Genomic DNA, 15,733 nt, shown 5'->3' on the forward strand with positions numbered 1-15,733 from the left:
CCAATGAAATATGATGTCATAGTGATTGGTTGCGGAATGTCCGGAATTCTGGCTGGTATTCATCTGAAGAATAGCGGGAAGAAATTCATTATTCTTGAAAAGGCCGGGACATTGGGGGGAACCTGGCGGGATAATACTTATCCAGGCCTGACTTGCGATGTGCCATCGCACGCCTACACCTATTCTTTCGAACCCAACCCCGAATGGTCTCGGGTACTTCCGCCCGGAGCCGAGATTCAGCAGTATTTCGAAGGCGTGTTCCAGAAATACGGTATTGCCGATTTTTCGCAGTTCGGCACCGAAATCACGCGTGCCGAATGGACGGGCGATGCCTGGACGCTGCAGGATCAGCATGGCAAGCAATATCAGGGCAAGGTGGTGGTTGCCGCCACAGGTGTGCTGCACCACCCCAACTACCCGCAGCTCAAGGGCCTGGAGGAGTTCGAGGGGAACACGATTCACAGTGCGCGCTGGGATCATTCGGTACCGCTGGACGGCAAGAGGATCGCCGTCATCGGCACGGGATCAACGGGCGTGCAAATTGTCTCGGCACTGGCGTCGCGTGCCAGGGTGAGGCATTTTCAGCGCACGGCCCAATGGATTTTTCCGGTCGAGAATCCAGCTTTCAGCGAAGAGCAGCGCGCCGAATTCCGCAGCAACCGCGATCTGCTGATTTATCTGCAGCGCGAACCTACTTATGTGGCCAATGTTGAACGCTTTACCGAGGGTGTGCTGGATCCGAATTCGGAGCAGATTCAGGAAATTCAGAAAATCTGCCAGGACAACCTGGATGGCTCTGTTGCAGACGCAGCCTTGCGTGAAAAGCTGCAGCCTCATTACCGGGCTGGTTGCAAGCGCCTGATTTATTCGCCCGACTATTACAAGGCGATCCAGCACCCCGATTCCGAGTTGATCACCGAAGCTATTGCCAAGGTCGAGAAAAAGGGAGTGCGTACCAGCGACGGCGTGCTGCATGAGGTGGACATCATCGTCCTAGCCACGGGATTCAAGACCGACCGCTATGTGCGCCCCATGAATGTGACAGGCCTGAACGGAGCCACGCTGGAGCAGGCCTGGAGCGATGTGCCCACCGCATACAAGTCCATCTCGGTGCCGGGCTTTCCCAACTTTTACTTCATGAACGGGCCGACCTCTCCCGTGGGCAACTTCTCCCTGATCGATACCTCGGAAATGCAGTGGGGCTATATCTCGCAGTTGATAGAGCGTGGTCAGCAAGCCGGTGTAGCAGGGCTTTCGGCCAGGCCCGAAGCCCTGGCTCAGTACGACCAGGAGCGCTTGCAGGCCGCCAAAGGCTCGGTCTTCGGCTCGGGCTGCAACAGCTGGTACCTGGACAGAAACGGTGTGCCCAACACATGGCCTTGGTCGCAGTCGCGCTTCAGGCAGGAGATGAGTGCGCCGGTATGGCAGGACTATATCCACCACCAGACCGAAGAGCTTGTGGCCTGAGTGCCCTCTTGCGCCCGTCCTGGCCTGTCCCGGTCGGGCGCGCTTCATCAACTTCAAGGAGTCCCAATGCAGATACACCCCGAAATGGCTGCCGTGCTGGAGCAGTTCAAGGATGCTCCGCCCATTGATTTTGTGGCCACTCCGGTGCCCGAAATCCGCAAGCTCATGGACCACATGGCCTTCCCGCCTGCCGACCTGCCCATGCATGAGGTGCGCGAGATAGACATTCCCGGTGGCGATGGCCAGCCGCTCAAGCTGCGCCTGTACCGTCCCGGCACCGCGCAGGCAGCGCCGGTCATGGTCTATTTCCACGGCGGTGGCTGGTGCATAGGCACGCTGGAAACGCATGACAACCTGTGCCGCCACCTGGCGCGCCTGACCGGCATGAATCTTGTGTCGGTCGATTACCGGCTGGCTCCCGAGCATGTCTTTCCCGCCGCGCTGGACGACGCCTATGCCGCCACGCGCTGGGTGGCACTGCATGCGGCCGAGCTGCATTGCGATGCGCGGCAGCTGATGGTGGCGGGCGACAGCGCGGGGGGCAATCTGGCCGTCGCCACCTGCCTGCGCGCAAAAGAAGACGGCTGGAGAGGCATATCCCAGCAACTGCTGTTCTATCCGGTCTGCGATGCGCATATGGATGCGCCATCGCATGCGCTTTATGGGCAGATGCCGTTTCTCACCACCGAAGCCATGGCCGCGATGTGGCATCACTATCACCCTGCCATGCCTGCACATCCACTGGCCTCCATCATGCAGTACCCCGATCTCGCTGGCTTGCCGGCAGCGGTGCTGGTGACGGCGGAGCTGGACATATTGCGCGACGAAGGAGAGGCCTTTGGCCTGCGCCTGCAGCAGGCCGGCGTAGCCGTTTCCAGCCTTCGTGCGCAAGGCATGTTGCATGGGTTTGCCAACTTCAGCACCCTGGTGCCGGCAGTGGCAAAGTTGCTGCAAGAGGCTTGTGCGAAGCTGTCTTTCGGCAAGATATCGGCTGTTGGACAAGCCTGATACATGCAACTGTTCATGTATACAGTCATGTGTGATGGATGCCTCAGTTTTATCCCCGCATCATGTGGACGCTCTTGTGGAAAACTATGCTTTCAAGCCTTGAAACCCGCGCCAGATGGTGATTTGCACGGATTGCCTAAAAAATAGACGATTTGAGCAAAGGGATTGAATCGAGGGTTTTTGCTAGTGGTTCTGAGGCTGTAAAAAAGCCCGCCAACCGTTGCCGGTAGCGGGCTTTTTTGTGGGCTCAAACGTGCTCAGGAAAGTTGCTGAGGTGTGGGGCGTGTGCGGTAGAACTGCATGGGAGACTCTTGCATTTCCTTGGCATGCTGGTTGAGCACTGACTTCTTCATCTTGCCCACCACATGCATCTCGCAGGGCTTGCAGTCAAAGCGCAGCGTGAGCTTTTCCTTGCCGTTGATCAGCTGCAGCGGCTCTGCCTTGATGGTGCCCTTAACGCCGATCACGCCCTTGGCCTGCTTGGGACACAGGCTCATCGAGAAGCGCACGCAGTGCTTGGTGATCATCAGCGAGACTTCGCCTTCTTCTTCCTTGCTCTCGTAGGCAGCGTCGATGATCTTCACGCCATGCTTCACATAGAAGTCATGGGCCTTCTGGTTGTAGACATTGGCCAGATAGGTCAGCGTGTCTTCAGGGAAAGGCACGGGCGGCTCCACGGGCTTGGCGCGGGGCAGACGCACAAAGCCGTCGGCGCGGGCCTGCTCCAATGCAGCTACGGCATCGCGACGCAGCTGGTTGAGCACCGATGCCGGGACAAACCAGGGCTGGCTCAGGCTCAGTGAAATATCGTTCACCTCGAAAACCGTCGCGCCAAAGCGCCCCAACTGCTCGCGCAGCGTGGCTTCTGCCTTGGCTGGGTCGGTGGCGCTCTGGTGCTCATGCTCGATGGCGGCAGCTCCGACAAACCCGTCCTCGTCGGTCAGCGTCAACGCAAAGCCGGCAGCAGCTTCCTTGAACTCGGCCCACAGGCCGATGCGGCGTTCACTGGATTTTTTCTCCAGCGTGCGCACCCAGTCCATATCGCGGTTGCGGTTGATCTCCAGGCCCTTGCGCAGATCCTTGAACTCGGCAATCTCGTTTTTGGGGAAGACGCGCCAGATGCCTTTCTTGGCGCTCACGCATTCGGCACGATTGATGTGCACGCCCACCAGTTCCTTTTGCAGATCGTAGTAGCACAGACCGTCGCCGTTGTGCAGCTCGGTGGCCTTGTCGCTGGTTTCGATCTCGAACCATTTGTCGCCGACCTGGGTCACCCAGCCTATGGCACGACCCGGTGTCTTGGGCGTGTCGAAGGCGCCGATGTCATCCTTGCGGCCGTTGACGAAGTAGTCGGTGAACTCGCGGTTGAAATTCTGGTCCGGATCGGGTTCGAACGAGAAAGTGGTGCGGCCTGACGACGAGCGCGCCAGCGGCTGATCGGAGAACTCGCGCTCCTCGATGATTTCGTCGAGCAGCTTGCGGTAATGGGCCGTGATGTTCTTCACATAGCCCATGTCCTTGTAGCGGCCCTCGATCTTGAAGCTGCGCACGCCGGCATCGATCAGGGCACGCAGGTTGTCGCTCTGGTTGTTGTCCTTCATGGACAGCACATGCTTTTCATGCGCGATGATGCGGCCGCTGGCATCGGTCACCTCATAGGGCAGGCGGCAGGCCTGGTTGCAGTCGCCGCGATTGGCGCTGCGCCCCGTGTGGGCATGGCTGATGAAGCACTGGCCCGAGTAGGCCACGCACAGTGCGCCATGCACAAAGTATTCGATGGTGGTGCGGCTCGGGTCTGTCGCGGCGCGCACGGCGGCAATCTGCTGGAGGTCCAGCTCGCGCGCCAGCACGATCTGCGACAGACCGGCGTCCTGCAGAAAGCGGCCCTTCTCGGGCGTGCGGATATCGGTCTGGGTGGAAGCGTGCAGCTGAATGGGGGGCAGGTCCAGCTCCAGCAGACCCATGTCCTGGATGATCAGTGCGTCGGCTCCGGCGTTGTAGATCTGCCAGGCCATATCGCGCGCGCCCTGCAGCTCATCGTCACGCAAGATGGTGTTGAGCGTGATGAAGATGCGGCTGCCAAAGCGGTGGGCATGCTTGATGAGCCGCTCCAGATCGCGGATGTCGTTGCCTGCCGTCGCGCGGGCGCCAAAGGCCGGGCCGCCGATATAGACGGCGTCCGCGCCGTGATTGACGGCTTCGATGCCGATATCGGCGTCGCGCGCCGGGGACAGGAGTTCGAGCTGGTGGGGCAGGAGAGACATAGGGGCAGGATTATCTCAGCAAGCCCCGGTTTCGGCACAGCGGCGGGTAATCGCCTGGTTCAATGACCGCGTGGGCTGAATGTGCGCGGAAATACCACGGGCCCGCTGCGGTCCGCCAGCCGGTAGCCCATGGCGGGGCGGTTCGACACGCCTTCCACATGGCCGGCTTCGACCAAAAAGTTCGCTGCCAGCATGCGGGTGCGAAAGCCGCTTTTGTCCACGCTGCGCCCCAGCACGGTTTCATAGACTTGCTGCAACTGGGGTAGGGTGAAGGGCTCTCTCAGCAAAAAAGCGGGCAGCGAGGTGTATTCGACCTTGCTGCGCAGTCGCTCCACCGCCGCCTGCAGGATGCTGCCATGGTCGAACGCCAGTGCGGGCCGGTGCAGCAATTCATCCACTTCGAACCAGGCCACATCGGCCGCATTGGCACCTTTGGTCAGTTGCAGCTCATGGGCGGGAATCAGCGCAAAGTACACATGGGTGGCCGACCAGCCACGCGGGTCACGTGCCGCGCCGCCCCAGCTGCCAAGCTGTTCCAGATAAGGGCTGTCCACCCCCGTCTTCTCCTTGAGCTTGCGCGCGGCGCAGGCTTGCAGATCGGCATCCAGATCCACATTCACAAACCCTCCGGGCAAGGCCCAGAGGCCGGGAAATGGATCGTCTTCATGGCCTGGGCGTTGCACCAGCAATACATTCAAGCGACCTTGCGCAATCGTGAAGATCACCACATCCACCGTGGTGTAGGGACGGGGAAAGTCCGGCGCTGGCTTGGAGTGACGCTGTGTAACGCTCATGAATCAGGCTTGACGGGATGAATATTGGGTTGTATTGTACAACTCACATAAGTTGTTCAATGCAACTTATGCAGTGAAGCCCAGGCAGGCTCTGGCTGCCCTGCAGTGCAAGCACCTGCCGATAGCCAGACAGGCCGTCTGGAACAAAGAGAAAAAGAAAACAAGAAAATGAAAAATCCAAACACCACCGCACGCAGCAAATTCCTCAGCCTGGTGCTGAGACACAGTCCCGGGACCATAGGCCTCAAGCTCGACGAGGCGGGCTGGGCCTGGACCGATGAGCTGCTGGCTTGCCTGGCACGTTCCGGTCGACCCACCAGTCTGATGGATTTGCAGACCATGGTGGCTGACAACAACAAGCAACGCTATTCCTTCAGTGCGGATGGCAAGCGCATACGCGCCAATCAGGGCCACTCCATCAAGGTCGAACTGGGCCTTGAAGCCAGCAGTCCTCCGGCAGTGCTCTACCACGGCACAGCCACGCGTTTTCTGGACGCGATTTTTCATGAGGGCCTGAACCGGCAGTCACGCCACCATGTCCACTTGTCCGAAAGCCAGGCAGTGGCTGCTCAGGTCGGTAGTCGTCACGGCAAGCTGGCCTTGCTGCAGGTGGACGCCGCGCGTATGCAGGGCGAGGGCCATGTGTTCTATCGCTCCGACAACGGTGTGTGGCTGACCGATGTCGTCCCGGCCCGGTATCTGCTGAAGCTGCCGTCATGAAAGTTTCAAAAATCATAGCCCTCGATGCAGATGGCGTGCTGCTGGACTACAACCTCGCCTATGCCTCAGCCTGGGAGCGGGTATTTGGCGAGCGGCCTGTATTGAGGCAACCTGACGCCTACTGGGCCATGGAGCGATGGGGTGTCGCCAACTTGCAGGGCGAGGCTCTGAACCGTTTTCGCGCCAGTTTTGATGCGCAGTTCTGGTCCGGTATACCGGCGATTGCAGGTGCGCTCCAGGCTTGCGAGCAATTGTGCGCTGCGGGGTATGAACTGGTCTGTGTGTCGGCGATCCAGCCGCAGTTCGCCGAGGCCCGGCAGACCAATCTGCGGCGGCTGGGTTTTCCGATCTCGCGTGTGATCGCCACCAGCGGCCGTGCCGATCCGGGTCCCAGCCCCAAGGCGCAAGCCCTGGCGCAGTTGAGACCTCTGGCATTTGTCGATGACTTTCTGCCGTATTTCGACGGCGTGGATGCCCGGATTCATAAGGCGCTGGTGCTGCGCGAGCAAGGCGGGTCACCCAATACGGGGCCGGGTCTGCAGGCTATTGACTCCACTCACGCCACTTTGGCGGACTTTTCCCGCTGGTGGCTGAACCAATATCAAGAAGAACAGACATGAACCGAGATTACGAAATTCGATCCGTTGCCGATCTGGTGGCTCAGCTTGACCAGGGCTACCGTCCCAAATACCTTTGTTTCTGGGGCCATCAGGCCGAAAGGAATGGCTCGGTGGGCAAAGGCTGCCTGAGCCAGTGGTTTTCTGCTCCATTCACCGTCGAGGGGGATCGCTTTGCCACGGCAGAGCATTTCATGATGGCAGCCAAGGCGCGGCTGTTCGGGGATGAAGAGGCGCGCGCTCAGGTGCTGGCTGCGCCGTCTCCGGCCAGTGCCAAGCAGATAGGGCGCAGCGTGCGCAATTTTGACGAGGCACGCTGGAAGGCGGAGTGCTTCGACATCGTGGTGAGCGCCAATGTCGCCAAATTTTCCCAGAACCCGGCCATGGGAGAGTTTCTGCTGAGAACCGGCGAGCGTGTACTGGTCGAGGCCAGTCCGCGCGACCGCATCTGGGGCATCGGCATGGGCGCGGCCAATCCCGACGCCGAGCAGCCGCGCAAATGGCGCGGACAGAACCTGCTGGGTTTCGCGCTGATGGCCGCGCGTGCGCAGCTGAGGGGCGGACAATGAACACGCTGGACCATTTTGAAGGCGCTCTGCTGGGCCTGGCCTGCGGCGATGCCGTGGGCACGACGCTGGAGTTTCGGACGCGCGGCAGCTTTGCGCCGCTGACCGACATGGTGGGGGACGGGCCGTTTTCACTGAGGGCCGGACAATGGACGGATGACACGTCCATGGCTTTGTGCCTGGCCGAGAGCCTGGTCGTCAAGGAAGGTTGCGACCCCGGGGACCAGATGACGCGCTACGCCAACTGGTATCAGTGGGGTTACTGGAGCTCCACCGGACAATGCTTTGATATCGGCATGGCAACACGCGAGGCGATACAGCAATACCTGCGTACCGGCAATGCGCTGGCGGGAAGTGAAGCTGCGCGCAGCGCCGGCAATGGGTCGCTGATGCGGCTGGCGCCGGTGGCCATGGCGTATGCCCATGATGAACAGAGAGTGCAGGAGATGGCGGCGCTGAGCTCTCGCACCACCCATGCGGCTGCGGAGTGTCTGGATGCCTGCCGTCTGTTTGCCGTGGCATTGAGCCGCGCCCTGCTGGGTGCCAACAAGGCGCAGGTGCTGGATCTGGCCGGTCTGCCGTTTGGCAGCCCGCGCATCGCCGAGATTGCGCGAGGCGGCTGGCGCAGCAAAAGCCGTGAGCAGATCCAGAGCTCGGGCTATGTGGTGCACAGTCTGGAAGCTGCTTTGTGGTGTTTCGACCGACACGAGAGCCTTGAAGCCGCCGTGCTGGAGGCGGCCAATCTGGGCGACGATGCCGACACCACGGCGGCCATTGCCGGCCAGATTGCGGGTGCCTTCTGGGGCCGCAGCGGCATCCCTGCGCACTGGCTGGAAAGACTGCATCAGCAGGCCGAGATTCGCGCGCTGGCGCAGTCCGTTCATGCGCTGAGTCAGGTGCTGGCTGGCTAAAGGCTCCTGGCGGCAAATGCTGCGGCGCCTTGTTGATGCATCTGGATCGCGAGATTCCGCGAACAGGCCCATGCCGCCTCGGCGGAGATCGCGAAAGCGGCTCGGGGTCTGCGCGCTCTGGGGCTGCTGCCTGTCTCGTGCAGGAGGGTGAAAAAGCTTGTCCTGCAGCCAGGAAAATCCGCTGCGGCAGACGCCGTCGCCGTCAACGGGGCACAATCAAAGCGCTGACGGAGCGGCGGCGCGCAAGCGAAGTCGCCAGGTTCAGCAGCCCTATCGTCAGCAACCGGAGTCTGTGCTCAGTGCCAGCAGACCCGAGCCAGATACAGCTCTGCAGCCTTCCCGCCATGGAGATCCACTCCAGGGACTGCCTCTCGGTTGCACATTGACGTGGTATGCAAGGTTTGCCGACACGCAGCAGGCTCCGGTCTGGCGTAGGCTTGCATGCCACAGCCTTCCGCTTCATCAAGGAGAAAGCATGTCCATGACTGATCGCTCGGCCCAGAGCCGCCGTGTTCGCACCTCGTCTGCCCTGAGCCTGGCGCTGGTCGCCTTGACCCTGTCGTCCGCTTACGCGGCGGATGCGGAAAAGCCTCTGGTGGTGCGCATTGCCCATGGCGGCCCGGTCTCGGGTCCCATCGCAGCCCTGGGCAAGGATGAGGAAAATGGCGTGCGCATGGCGATTGACGAGCTCAACGCCCGCAAGCTGCAGTTGGGCGGCCGTCCCGTGCACTGGAAGCTGGAGGCCGGCGACGATGTGGGCGACCCCGGTCAGGCCACGGCGCTGGCACGCCGCTTCTGCGACAAGAAGGTGGCGGCCGTGGTGGGGCATCTTCAGTCGGGCACGACCTTGCCGGCGGCCAAGATCTACAACGACTGCGGCATTCCCAATATCACCCCTGCTGCCACCAATCCCGCGATTACCGAGGCTGGCTATGACGACACCTTCCGCGTCATCGCCAATGACCGGGCCATGGTCAATGCCTTGCTGGACTATGCCGTCAAGCACCAGGGCGTCAAACGCATCGCGATCGTGGACGATCGCACGGCCTATGGACAGGGCATCGTCAAGCTGTTTGAAGCCGCAGCGGCCGAGCGCGATGTGCAGATCGTCGACAAGCAGTACACCAGCGACAAGGCCACGCAGTTCTCGTCCATCCTCACCGCCATCAAAGGCCGCAAACCCGATGCGATCTTCTTTGGCGGGCTCGATGCACAGGCCGGACTGATGCTGCGCCAGATGTCGCAGCTGGCCATGAATCAGGTGAAGTTTCTGGGCGGCGATGCGCAATGTTCGGAGCGCCTGCCCGCCATGGCCGACAAGGTGCCGGCGCTCAAGAACGTGGTTTGCGTGATGAGCGGCAGCTCCCTGGGCAATATGCCCGGCGGCCTGCTCTGGAAGCAGAAATACGACCAGCATTTTCCCGGCCAGTATCAGGTCTACAGCCCTTACGCTTATGACGCGACCATGGTGCTGGCCAAGGCCATGCTGAGCGCCGATTCAGCCCAGGCCGAGGCCTATCTGCCCCGCTTGCGCCAGATTCGCTACGAGGGGGTGACGGGCACGATTGCCTTTGATTCGCAGGGTGAGTTGCAGAATCCTCGCGTCACGCTCTACGGCTATGACTCCGGCGAGCGCAAGGAGCTGGTGATCAGCGGCCATTGAGCGGCGCTGGTCTTTTCAAGCAATTGTCATCCGGCCCTTGTCTGTCAGGCGCATAGAGCTATGAATCTTGATGTTTCCGTGCACGAGCACTTCATGCGCCAGGCGCTGGAGCAGGCGCGCTGCGCCGCCGCCTGCGGCGAGGTGCCGGTGGGGTCCGTGGTCGTCAAGGACGGGAAGGTCATAGGCCGCGGCCATAACAGCCCGCTCTCGGCCCAGGACCCCACGGCTCATGCCGAGGTGCTGGCCCTGCGCGAGGCGGCACGGACTCTCGGCAATTACCGGCTCGAGGGCTGCACGCTGTATGTGACGCTGGAGCCCTGCACCATGTGCAGCGGCGCCATGCTGCATGCGCGCGTGGACGCCGTGGTCTATGGTGCGGCCGAACCCAGGACCGGTGCGGCGGGATCGGTGCTCGATGTCTTCGGCTACTCCGCGATCAATCACCAGACGCGGGTGGTGCGCGGCGTGCTGGCTGCGCAATGCTCGGCACTGATGGCGGACTTCTTCCAGCTGCGACGCCAGGAAAAAAAGGCACAGCAGCCGCATCCGCTCAGGGACTGGGCGCTGCGCAATGCCGATGAGGCGTTTGCCGGCCTGCCCGCCTGGCCCTGGCAGCCGCAGTGGCGCAGCGATCTGCCGGCGCTGCAGGGCCTGCGTCTGGCGGTGGTCGATGAAGGGCCGGAGGATGCTGCGCTGACCTGGCTGTGTCTGCATGGCAGCCCGGGCTGGGGCTATGGCTTCCGGCATCTGCTGCCCGATTTGCTGGCCGCCGGTCATCGTGTGGTGGTGCCCGATTTGCCGGGTTTCGGCCGCAGCGACCAGCCCAAGAAAGACAAGCAGCACAGCGCGCAATGGCATTTGCAAGTCATCGCCGAGCTGATCGAAGCGCTCAACCTGAGGCGCCTGATACTGGTCGGGCAGGGTGATGGCGGCCGCCTGGGTCTGGCCGCAGCGCAAGCCCTGCCAGAGCGCTTTGTCGGCGCGTGGCTGATCGATACCTGGCCGCTGAACACGCAGCCACAGCAGCGTCAGCAATGGTTTGAACAGGTTGCACGCAAGCCGGGCTGGGATGTGGCCAAGGCCATGACAGAGCTGGAAGGGCTGCACAAGGCCGTGGATGCCCAAGGGCCTGAAGAGGCGCGCGCCTGGAATGCCCCGTTTGCGCAACCCGGCCACCGGGCCGCACTCAAGGCCTGGCCGCGCCTGCAGACCGAGCTGGCTGCGCCGCCCGCCGATCTGCTGCAGCAATGGGCGCAGGCCGGCAGTCTGTGGCTGCAGCCTGCAGCCACGCAGCAACCCGTGTCTGCCGCGCAATGGCAGGCAGCCTGGCTGCAGGCCGTGCCTCAGCTGGCGGCACAAGCCGGGGTCTGGCGGCAAACCCGGCCTGGCGCTCCGGTTCCTGCAGCAGTGCAGGGCGGCGGTGCGGCGGCTGTGGAATACTTTGCGCCGTAGCCCGATCGGCCAGACCGGCGGAGCAAGAATCTGAACTAGGACTTACGCAAACAAGAATGCAACAAGGGCTCGCTTTCTGAGGCAGTCGTCCTGTCTGAACCTGTTTTGCGTAAGTCGTATGAACTTCTGAATCTGCGGATTCACCCACTTTTCACGGAGCATGCGGCCGATGGCCGCATGAAAAGGCTTTGGCAACCTCGCGCAAATCCCCGGCATCCACTACAACGCCCCAGCACCAAGATCCGCTGCACCATGCCCACTCGCACGGGCAGGAGCCAGCCCAGCAGGCACATGTGCATGACGAGCACTGCAGCCACGAGCACGGCCACCACGATCATCACGACCATGTGCACAGCGCCGATGGCAGCTGCTGCGGCCATGATCACAGCCATGGCGGCAAGCATGTCTATATCTATTCTCCCTCGGGGGCGGTGCGCGACAAGGCGGCTTTCAAGCGCGGCATCAAGCAGCTGGAGGCCCTGGGTCACGAGGTGGAGGTCGACACCGATGCGCTGGCCAGCAGCCAGCGCTTTGCGGGTGACGACGCCACCCGTCTGGCGGCCATCCATCGCGCCGCCGCCAGCGGAGCCGATGTGGCGCTGATTTCTCGCGGCGGCTACGGTCTCACGCGCATCCTGCCGGGCATCAAGTACAAGACCGTGGCCAAGGCGATTGCGGGCGGCACCAAGTTTGTCGGCCTCAGCGACTTCACGGCCTTTCAGCTGGCCATGCTGGCACAGACCGGTTCGGTCACCTGGGCCGGCCCCGCGCTCAACGCCGACTTCGGTGTGGACAGCAAAAAGACTGGCGAGCCCGTGGACGACATCATGCTGGACTGCTTCGAGGACCTGCTCAGCGGCCAGGGTGAGGGCGCGGGCTGGCAGATGCCCAGGATTGGCGAGCTGCCCAATGGCAAGCCGCAGCTCAAGGACTTCTATGTTCCCGGCGGAGCCACCTTGTGGGGCGGCAATCTGGCGGTGCTGGTGTCCCTGCTGGGCACGCCTTACTTTCCGCAAGTCGATGGCGGCATTCTGTTCCTCGAAGACGTGGGCGAGCACCCGTACAAGATCGAGCGCATGCTGACGCAGCTGCTGCTGGCGGGCGTGCTGCAAAACCAAAAAGCCATCGTCTTCGGCCAGTTCACCGAATTCAAGCTCACCACGCATGACAAGGGCTTCAAGCTGCAGACCGTTGTCGACTGGCTGCGCATGCAGCTCAAGCGCCCCGTGCTCCAAGGCCTGCCCTTCGGCCATGTGCCCACCAAGGTGCTGCTGCCCGTGGGGGCGCAGGTGTCGCTGTCCGTGGAAGGGCGGGATGCGCTGATCTATTGGGGACATGTCTGATGCCAGACTGCCGCTGAGGCTGCTGGGGCGTGGCCAGCACGGCCTGCGCCTTGTGTAGCGCCTTAGTTATATCTGTTTTGATAGCTGCCAACGCAGGCTATATATAGGCTGAATGTCGATTTGGCTTGTATTCTGAAAATCTGGAAGGACGCACGCATGGGCAAGGCTGCACTGCAGTGGACCGAGGAAATGCTGGCCTGCCTGGGCCAGGAAAAGGACTCGGTGCTGGCCGAGCGCTGGGGCACATCGGCCAAGACGGTCAACCTCAAGCGCAATGCGCTGGGCATTCCGGCCTACGGGCATTTCCAGTGGACGCAGCCAGCGCTGGCTCTGCTGGGCCGGGAAGCGGACGCCGAGGTGGCAAGGCAGCTGGGCATCAGCAAGGCCAGCGTGGTGGCCAAGCGCACCGAGCTCGGTATTGCCTCGGTGACAGGAGCGGCTTCCAGCAGCGCTTTTGACTGGTGCGACGAGGCTGTGGCCCTGCTGGGGACGGCCTCCGATGCGCGGATCGCAGAGCAACTAGGTCTGAGCCGTCTGACGGTTTACAACGCGCGCGTCGCCAGGGGGATTGCTGCTGCAGGCCGGGGGGCAGCGGGCAAGAGCCGCGAATCATGAACCGTGCTGGCGCGCCAGTGACCGAGCTTGGGTCGACCCGGCCGCGAACTCTGCTGCGCGCGGTACTGCTGGGCTGGCTGTGGCTGGCGGCACTGGCCGGCTTTTCCCATCTGCTGACGCGCCTGCCGCCCTGGGGCTGGCTGCTCGCGGTCCTGCTGCTGGTGTTGCTGCCGGCCTGGGGACATTGGCTGCTCTTGATGCTGCGCAAAAAGCTGCTGCGCTTGCAGTTCGCGCCGCAGGGGCATATCGGCCGCTGGCTTGGCGGCGGCTGGTGGCCGGCCTGCAAGGCATTGGCACTGGCCTTGCTGCTGTGCACCAGCTCACTCTGGCAGGCCTGGTTTCTGGCGCCCTGGGAATGGGCGCTGCTGGCGCTGGCACCCTTGCTCCATGTCTTGCTGGCCTGTGGCATGCAGGCCGGACTGAAGCGAGAGTTTTCATCGCCGGCCTTTGCCTGGGCCTGGACCCAGCGCGCTGCCACCTGGCTGCTGCTGGTGCTTGTGGGTAGCGGCTGGCTCTGTGCCATGGTCAGCCAGCAGGATCTGGGGCGGGCGCTGGCCTCTGGCATGGAGCCCGAGGCATTGAATCATGCGTTGGCCCAGATTCACGCAGCGCCCTCTGGGCTGGTGCGCTGGGGGCTGGATGCCCTGATGGCCGTGCAGCTGGCCAGTGGCGCCATGGCCGATTTGCCCCAGTTGCCCGTGCTGCGCCTATTACTGTTAGCGCTGTTTGGTCCGGTAGGCGTGCTGCTATGCCTGGGGCGAGCCATGCAGGGGGCATCGACTTCCTCGGCCCTGCTGCTGCAGGCCAGGCCTTCGGGGACTGTGCGCAATGCCGCGCCTTCGCCGGCCGCGCCTTTGCTGGCCCTGGTTGCCGTGCTGGTGCTGGGCATTCTGGTGCAGACCACGGCCGTCCTTGACGGTCTGGCCCGTGCGCAGGAGAGCCCGCTGGCGCTCAGGCGTATGCCCGAGTGCGAGCGCATCGGGCAGCAGCTCTACCGCCTCGGCACGCTGGAGGCTACACATCAGCAGGTCCTGCAACTGCTGGGCCGGGCCCAGGCCGGGCAGGCTCTGTGCCAGAGCATCCCGGAGATGAACCAGCAGCTGGATGCGGCCGTCGAGCGCTATCTGGACTGGTATTTCAGCCTGGGTGCGGAGTGGGGGCGTATCCTCAGTCTGCTCACGGGCGATGTGAGCCAGTTTCTGCAGAACAAGCTCAGCGAAACCCTGGGAGCCACGCCAGGGCTGGAGGGCTGGGTGCAGACTCTGCAAAAGCAGGCGCTGAGCAGCGGCGCTGCTCTGGTCGAGGGCCAGCAGCGCATCGAGGAAACCCTGGCGCGCCATCATCTGGCCTTGAGTCCCGAGCAATGTCTGGTGCGTTCCGAGGTTGCCAGCCTGCCTGCGCTGGAGTTGCTGGGTGATGCACGCCAGCGTCTGACGGCCAGCGCTCTGGTGGGCACGGGGGGCGGTGCTTTTGCCGCTGCCGTCGCGGGCAAAGCCATGGCCAAGGCTTCGATGAAGGCCGCTAGCAAGGTGCTGGCTAAGGCCGCTGCCAAGCAGGGGCTGGGCAAGGCCGGGGCAGCGGTAGCGGGTGCTGCCGTGGGCTCCGTCGTTCCCGGTGTCGGCACGGCCGTGGGGGCAGTGGCGGGAGCAGTTGCCGGTGTGGTGCTGGGCGTGGGGATTGACTGGGCGGCACTTTATGCCGAAGAGCTGCTGACACGCGATGCCATGCGCGCCGATCTGCGTGCCGCGCTGGGCGAGCAGCTGCGGAGCCTGAGCCGGGCCATGGGCTGTCCCTAGTCGACCTCGCAGTCGACACGATGCTGCGCCAGGAGCCGCGAAAACCTGTGCTGCGGGTGCTGTCTAGGGCTGCATTCCAGCGAGCGCAGGCGTACAGTGAAGTTTCGCTGCAGGAGTTGCATATGCTCAATTACTCCCTCATGAAACCCGAAGGCATCTTGCTGCTGGAGCCCCATGGGCCCCTGACCGAGCAGGATTTCGACGGCGTCAGCCAGGACGTGGACGATTTTCTGGCCGAACATCCCAAACTGCATGGGGTGATGATCCAGTCCAAGGACTTTCCCGGCTGGCAAAACTGGGCCGGCTTCAGCGCCCATATGGGCTTTGTCCGAGACCATCGCCATCAGGTGGAGCAGATCGCTCTGGTGACCGACAGTCATCTGGCGGGCATGGCCGAGTTCGTCGGCAGGCATCTCACGCATGCCGAGGTCAGGCATTTCCCCTTTACCGAAGATGCCATGGCCATGCAGTGGCTACATGCGGCCTGAGTCGTCTGTCTGAGCCAGCCCGGCAACTG

At 62.7% G+C, this 15,733-nt stretch carries 14 protein-coding genes; 12 read left to right on the forward strand and 2 right to left on the reverse strand.

From position 1 onward, the window contains the following. Positions 1-3 precede the first annotated feature (3 nt). Entirely contained in the window at positions 4-1,467 is a 1,464-nt protein-coding gene (locus CTR2_RS09425; RefSeq protein ID WP_087084289.1) for a flavin-containing monooxygenase, read from the forward strand. Between the two features lie 66 nt (positions 1,468-1,533). Next, positions 1,534-2,475, forward strand: a complete 942-nt coding sequence (locus CTR2_RS09430) for an alpha/beta hydrolase (RefSeq protein WP_087084288.1) — start codon at positions 1,534-1,536, stop codon at positions 2,473-2,475. 257 nt (positions 2,476-2,732) lie between these two features. Here CTR2_RS09430 and CTR2_RS09435 read toward each other — a convergent pair whose 3' ends face one another. Next, a complete protein-coding gene (locus CTR2_RS09435; protein WP_087084287.1) occupies positions 2,733-4,739 on the reverse strand; it encodes a peptidase U32 family protein in 2,007 nt (668 codons plus the stop codon). A 59-nt stretch (positions 4,740-4,798) separates the two neighbouring features. Next, entirely contained in the window at positions 4,799-5,533 is a 735-nt protein-coding gene (locus CTR2_RS09440) for an NUDIX hydrolase (protein ID WP_087084286.1), read from the reverse strand. Positions 5,534-5,701: 168 nt separating this feature from the next. Between CTR2_RS09440 and CTR2_RS09445 the strand changes: the two genes are divergently transcribed. From CTR2_RS09445 to CTR2_RS09490, 10 genes are all read left to right on the forward strand, one after another. Then, positions 5,702-6,253, forward strand: coding sequence for an RNA 2'-phosphotransferase (locus CTR2_RS09445; RefSeq protein ID WP_087084285.1), 552 nt, complete (start codon positions 5,702-5,704; stop codon positions 6,251-6,253). Beyond that, on the forward strand, positions 6,250-6,873 hold the full coding sequence (locus CTR2_RS09450; protein ID WP_087084284.1) for a 5' nucleotidase, NT5C type: 624 nt from the start codon (positions 6,250-6,252) through the stop codon (positions 6,871-6,873). Before CTR2_RS09445 ends, CTR2_RS09450 begins: the two co-directional genes overlap by 4 nt. Then, positions 6,870-7,439 carry an NADAR family protein gene (locus CTR2_RS09455; RefSeq protein WP_087084283.1) on the forward strand — a complete coding sequence of 190 codons (570 nt, stop codon included), beginning with the start codon at positions 6,870-6,872 and terminating at the stop codon, positions 7,437-7,439. Before CTR2_RS09450 ends, CTR2_RS09455 begins: the two co-directional genes overlap by 4 nt. Further along, positions 7,436-8,347: an ADP-ribosylglycohydrolase family protein gene (locus CTR2_RS09460; RefSeq protein ID WP_087084282.1), complete on the forward strand. Its 912-nt coding sequence runs from the start codon at positions 7,436-7,438 to the stop codon at positions 8,345-8,347. The genes CTR2_RS09455 and CTR2_RS09460 overlap by 4 nt, the downstream gene beginning before the upstream one ends. Positions 8,348-8,822: 475 nt before the next feature. Continuing rightward, entirely contained in the window at positions 8,823-10,010 is a 1,188-nt protein-coding gene (locus tag CTR2_RS09465) for a branched-chain amino acid ABC transporter substrate-binding protein (protein WP_087084281.1), read from the forward strand. 60 nt (positions 10,011-10,070) lie between these two features. Further along, complete coding sequence (gene tadA / locus CTR2_RS09470; protein ID WP_087084280.1) at positions 10,071-11,462, forward strand: tRNA adenosine(34) deaminase TadA; 1,392 nt, start codon at positions 10,071-10,073, stop codon at positions 11,460-11,462. Positions 11,463-11,755: 293 nt separating this feature from the next. Further along, complete coding sequence (locus tag CTR2_RS09475; RefSeq protein WP_176391730.1) at positions 11,756-12,805, forward strand: LD-carboxypeptidase; 1,050 nt, start codon at positions 11,756-11,758, stop codon at positions 12,803-12,805. 156 nt (positions 12,806-12,961) lie between these two features. Then, positions 12,962-13,420 (forward strand): hypothetical protein, encoded by a 459-nt coding sequence (locus tag CTR2_RS09480; RefSeq protein WP_087084279.1) that lies wholly within the window; start codon positions 12,962-12,964, stop codon positions 13,418-13,420. Continuing rightward, on the forward strand, positions 13,417-15,216 hold the full coding sequence (locus CTR2_RS09485; RefSeq protein ID WP_087084278.1) for a hypothetical protein: 1,800 nt from the start codon (positions 13,417-13,419) through the stop codon (positions 15,214-15,216). The genes CTR2_RS09480 and CTR2_RS09485 overlap by 4 nt, the downstream gene beginning before the upstream one ends. Positions 15,217-15,338: 122 nt before the next feature. Continuing rightward, positions 15,339-15,704, forward strand: coding sequence for a SpoIIAA family protein (locus CTR2_RS09490; RefSeq protein WP_087084277.1), 366 nt, complete (start codon positions 15,339-15,341; stop codon positions 15,702-15,704). The last annotated feature ends 29 nt before the right edge of the window (positions 15,705-15,733 follow it).

It is taken from the genome of Comamonas thiooxydans (assembly GCF_002157685.2).
Taxonomy (GTDB): domain Bacteria; phylum Pseudomonadota; class Gammaproteobacteria; order Burkholderiales; family Burkholderiaceae_C; genus Comamonas; species Comamonas testosteroni_H.

Bases quoted from the DNA above. Each gene is read 5' to 3' on its own strand.
- CTR2_RS09425 (WP_087084289.1), top strand. From the start codon at position 4: ATGAAATATGATGTCATAGTGATTGGTTGCGGAATGTCCGGAATTCTG.
- CTR2_RS09430 (WP_087084288.1), top strand. From the start codon at position 1,534: ATGCAGATACACCCCGAAATGGCTGCCGTGCTGGAGCAGTTCAAGGAT.
- CTR2_RS09435 (WP_087084287.1), bottom strand. From the start codon at position 4,739: ATGTCTCTCCTGCCCCACCAGCTCGAACTCCTGTCCCCGGCGCGCGAC.
- CTR2_RS09440 (WP_087084286.1), bottom strand. From the start codon at position 5,533: ATGAGCGTTACACAGCGTCACTCCAAGCCAGCGCCGGACTTTCCCCGT.
- CTR2_RS09445 (WP_087084285.1), top strand. From the start codon at position 5,702: ATGAAAAATCCAAACACCACCGCACGCAGCAAATTCCTCAGCCTGGTG.
- CTR2_RS09450 (WP_087084284.1), top strand. From the start codon at position 6,250: ATGAAAGTTTCAAAAATCATAGCCCTCGATGCAGATGGCGTGCTGCTG.
- CTR2_RS09455 (WP_087084283.1), top strand. From the start codon at position 6,870: ATGAACCGAGATTACGAAATTCGATCCGTTGCCGATCTGGTGGCTCAG.
- CTR2_RS09460 (WP_087084282.1), top strand. From the start codon at position 7,436: ATGAACACGCTGGACCATTTTGAAGGCGCTCTGCTGGGCCTGGCCTGC.
- CTR2_RS09465 (WP_087084281.1), top strand. From the start codon at position 8,823: ATGTCCATGACTGATCGCTCGGCCCAGAGCCGCCGTGTTCGCACCTCG.
- tadA (WP_087084280.1), top strand. From the start codon at position 10,071: ATGAATCTTGATGTTTCCGTGCACGAGCACTTCATGCGCCAGGCGCTG.
- CTR2_RS09480 (WP_087084279.1), top strand. From the start codon at position 12,962: ATGGGCAAGGCTGCACTGCAGTGGACCGAGGAAATGCTGGCCTGCCTG.
- CTR2_RS09485 (WP_087084278.1), top strand. From the start codon at position 13,417: ATGAACCGTGCTGGCGCGCCAGTGACCGAGCTTGGGTCGACCCGGCCG.
- CTR2_RS09490 (WP_087084277.1), top strand. From the start codon at position 15,339: ATGCTCAATTACTCCCTCATGAAACCCGAAGGCATCTTGCTGCTGGAG.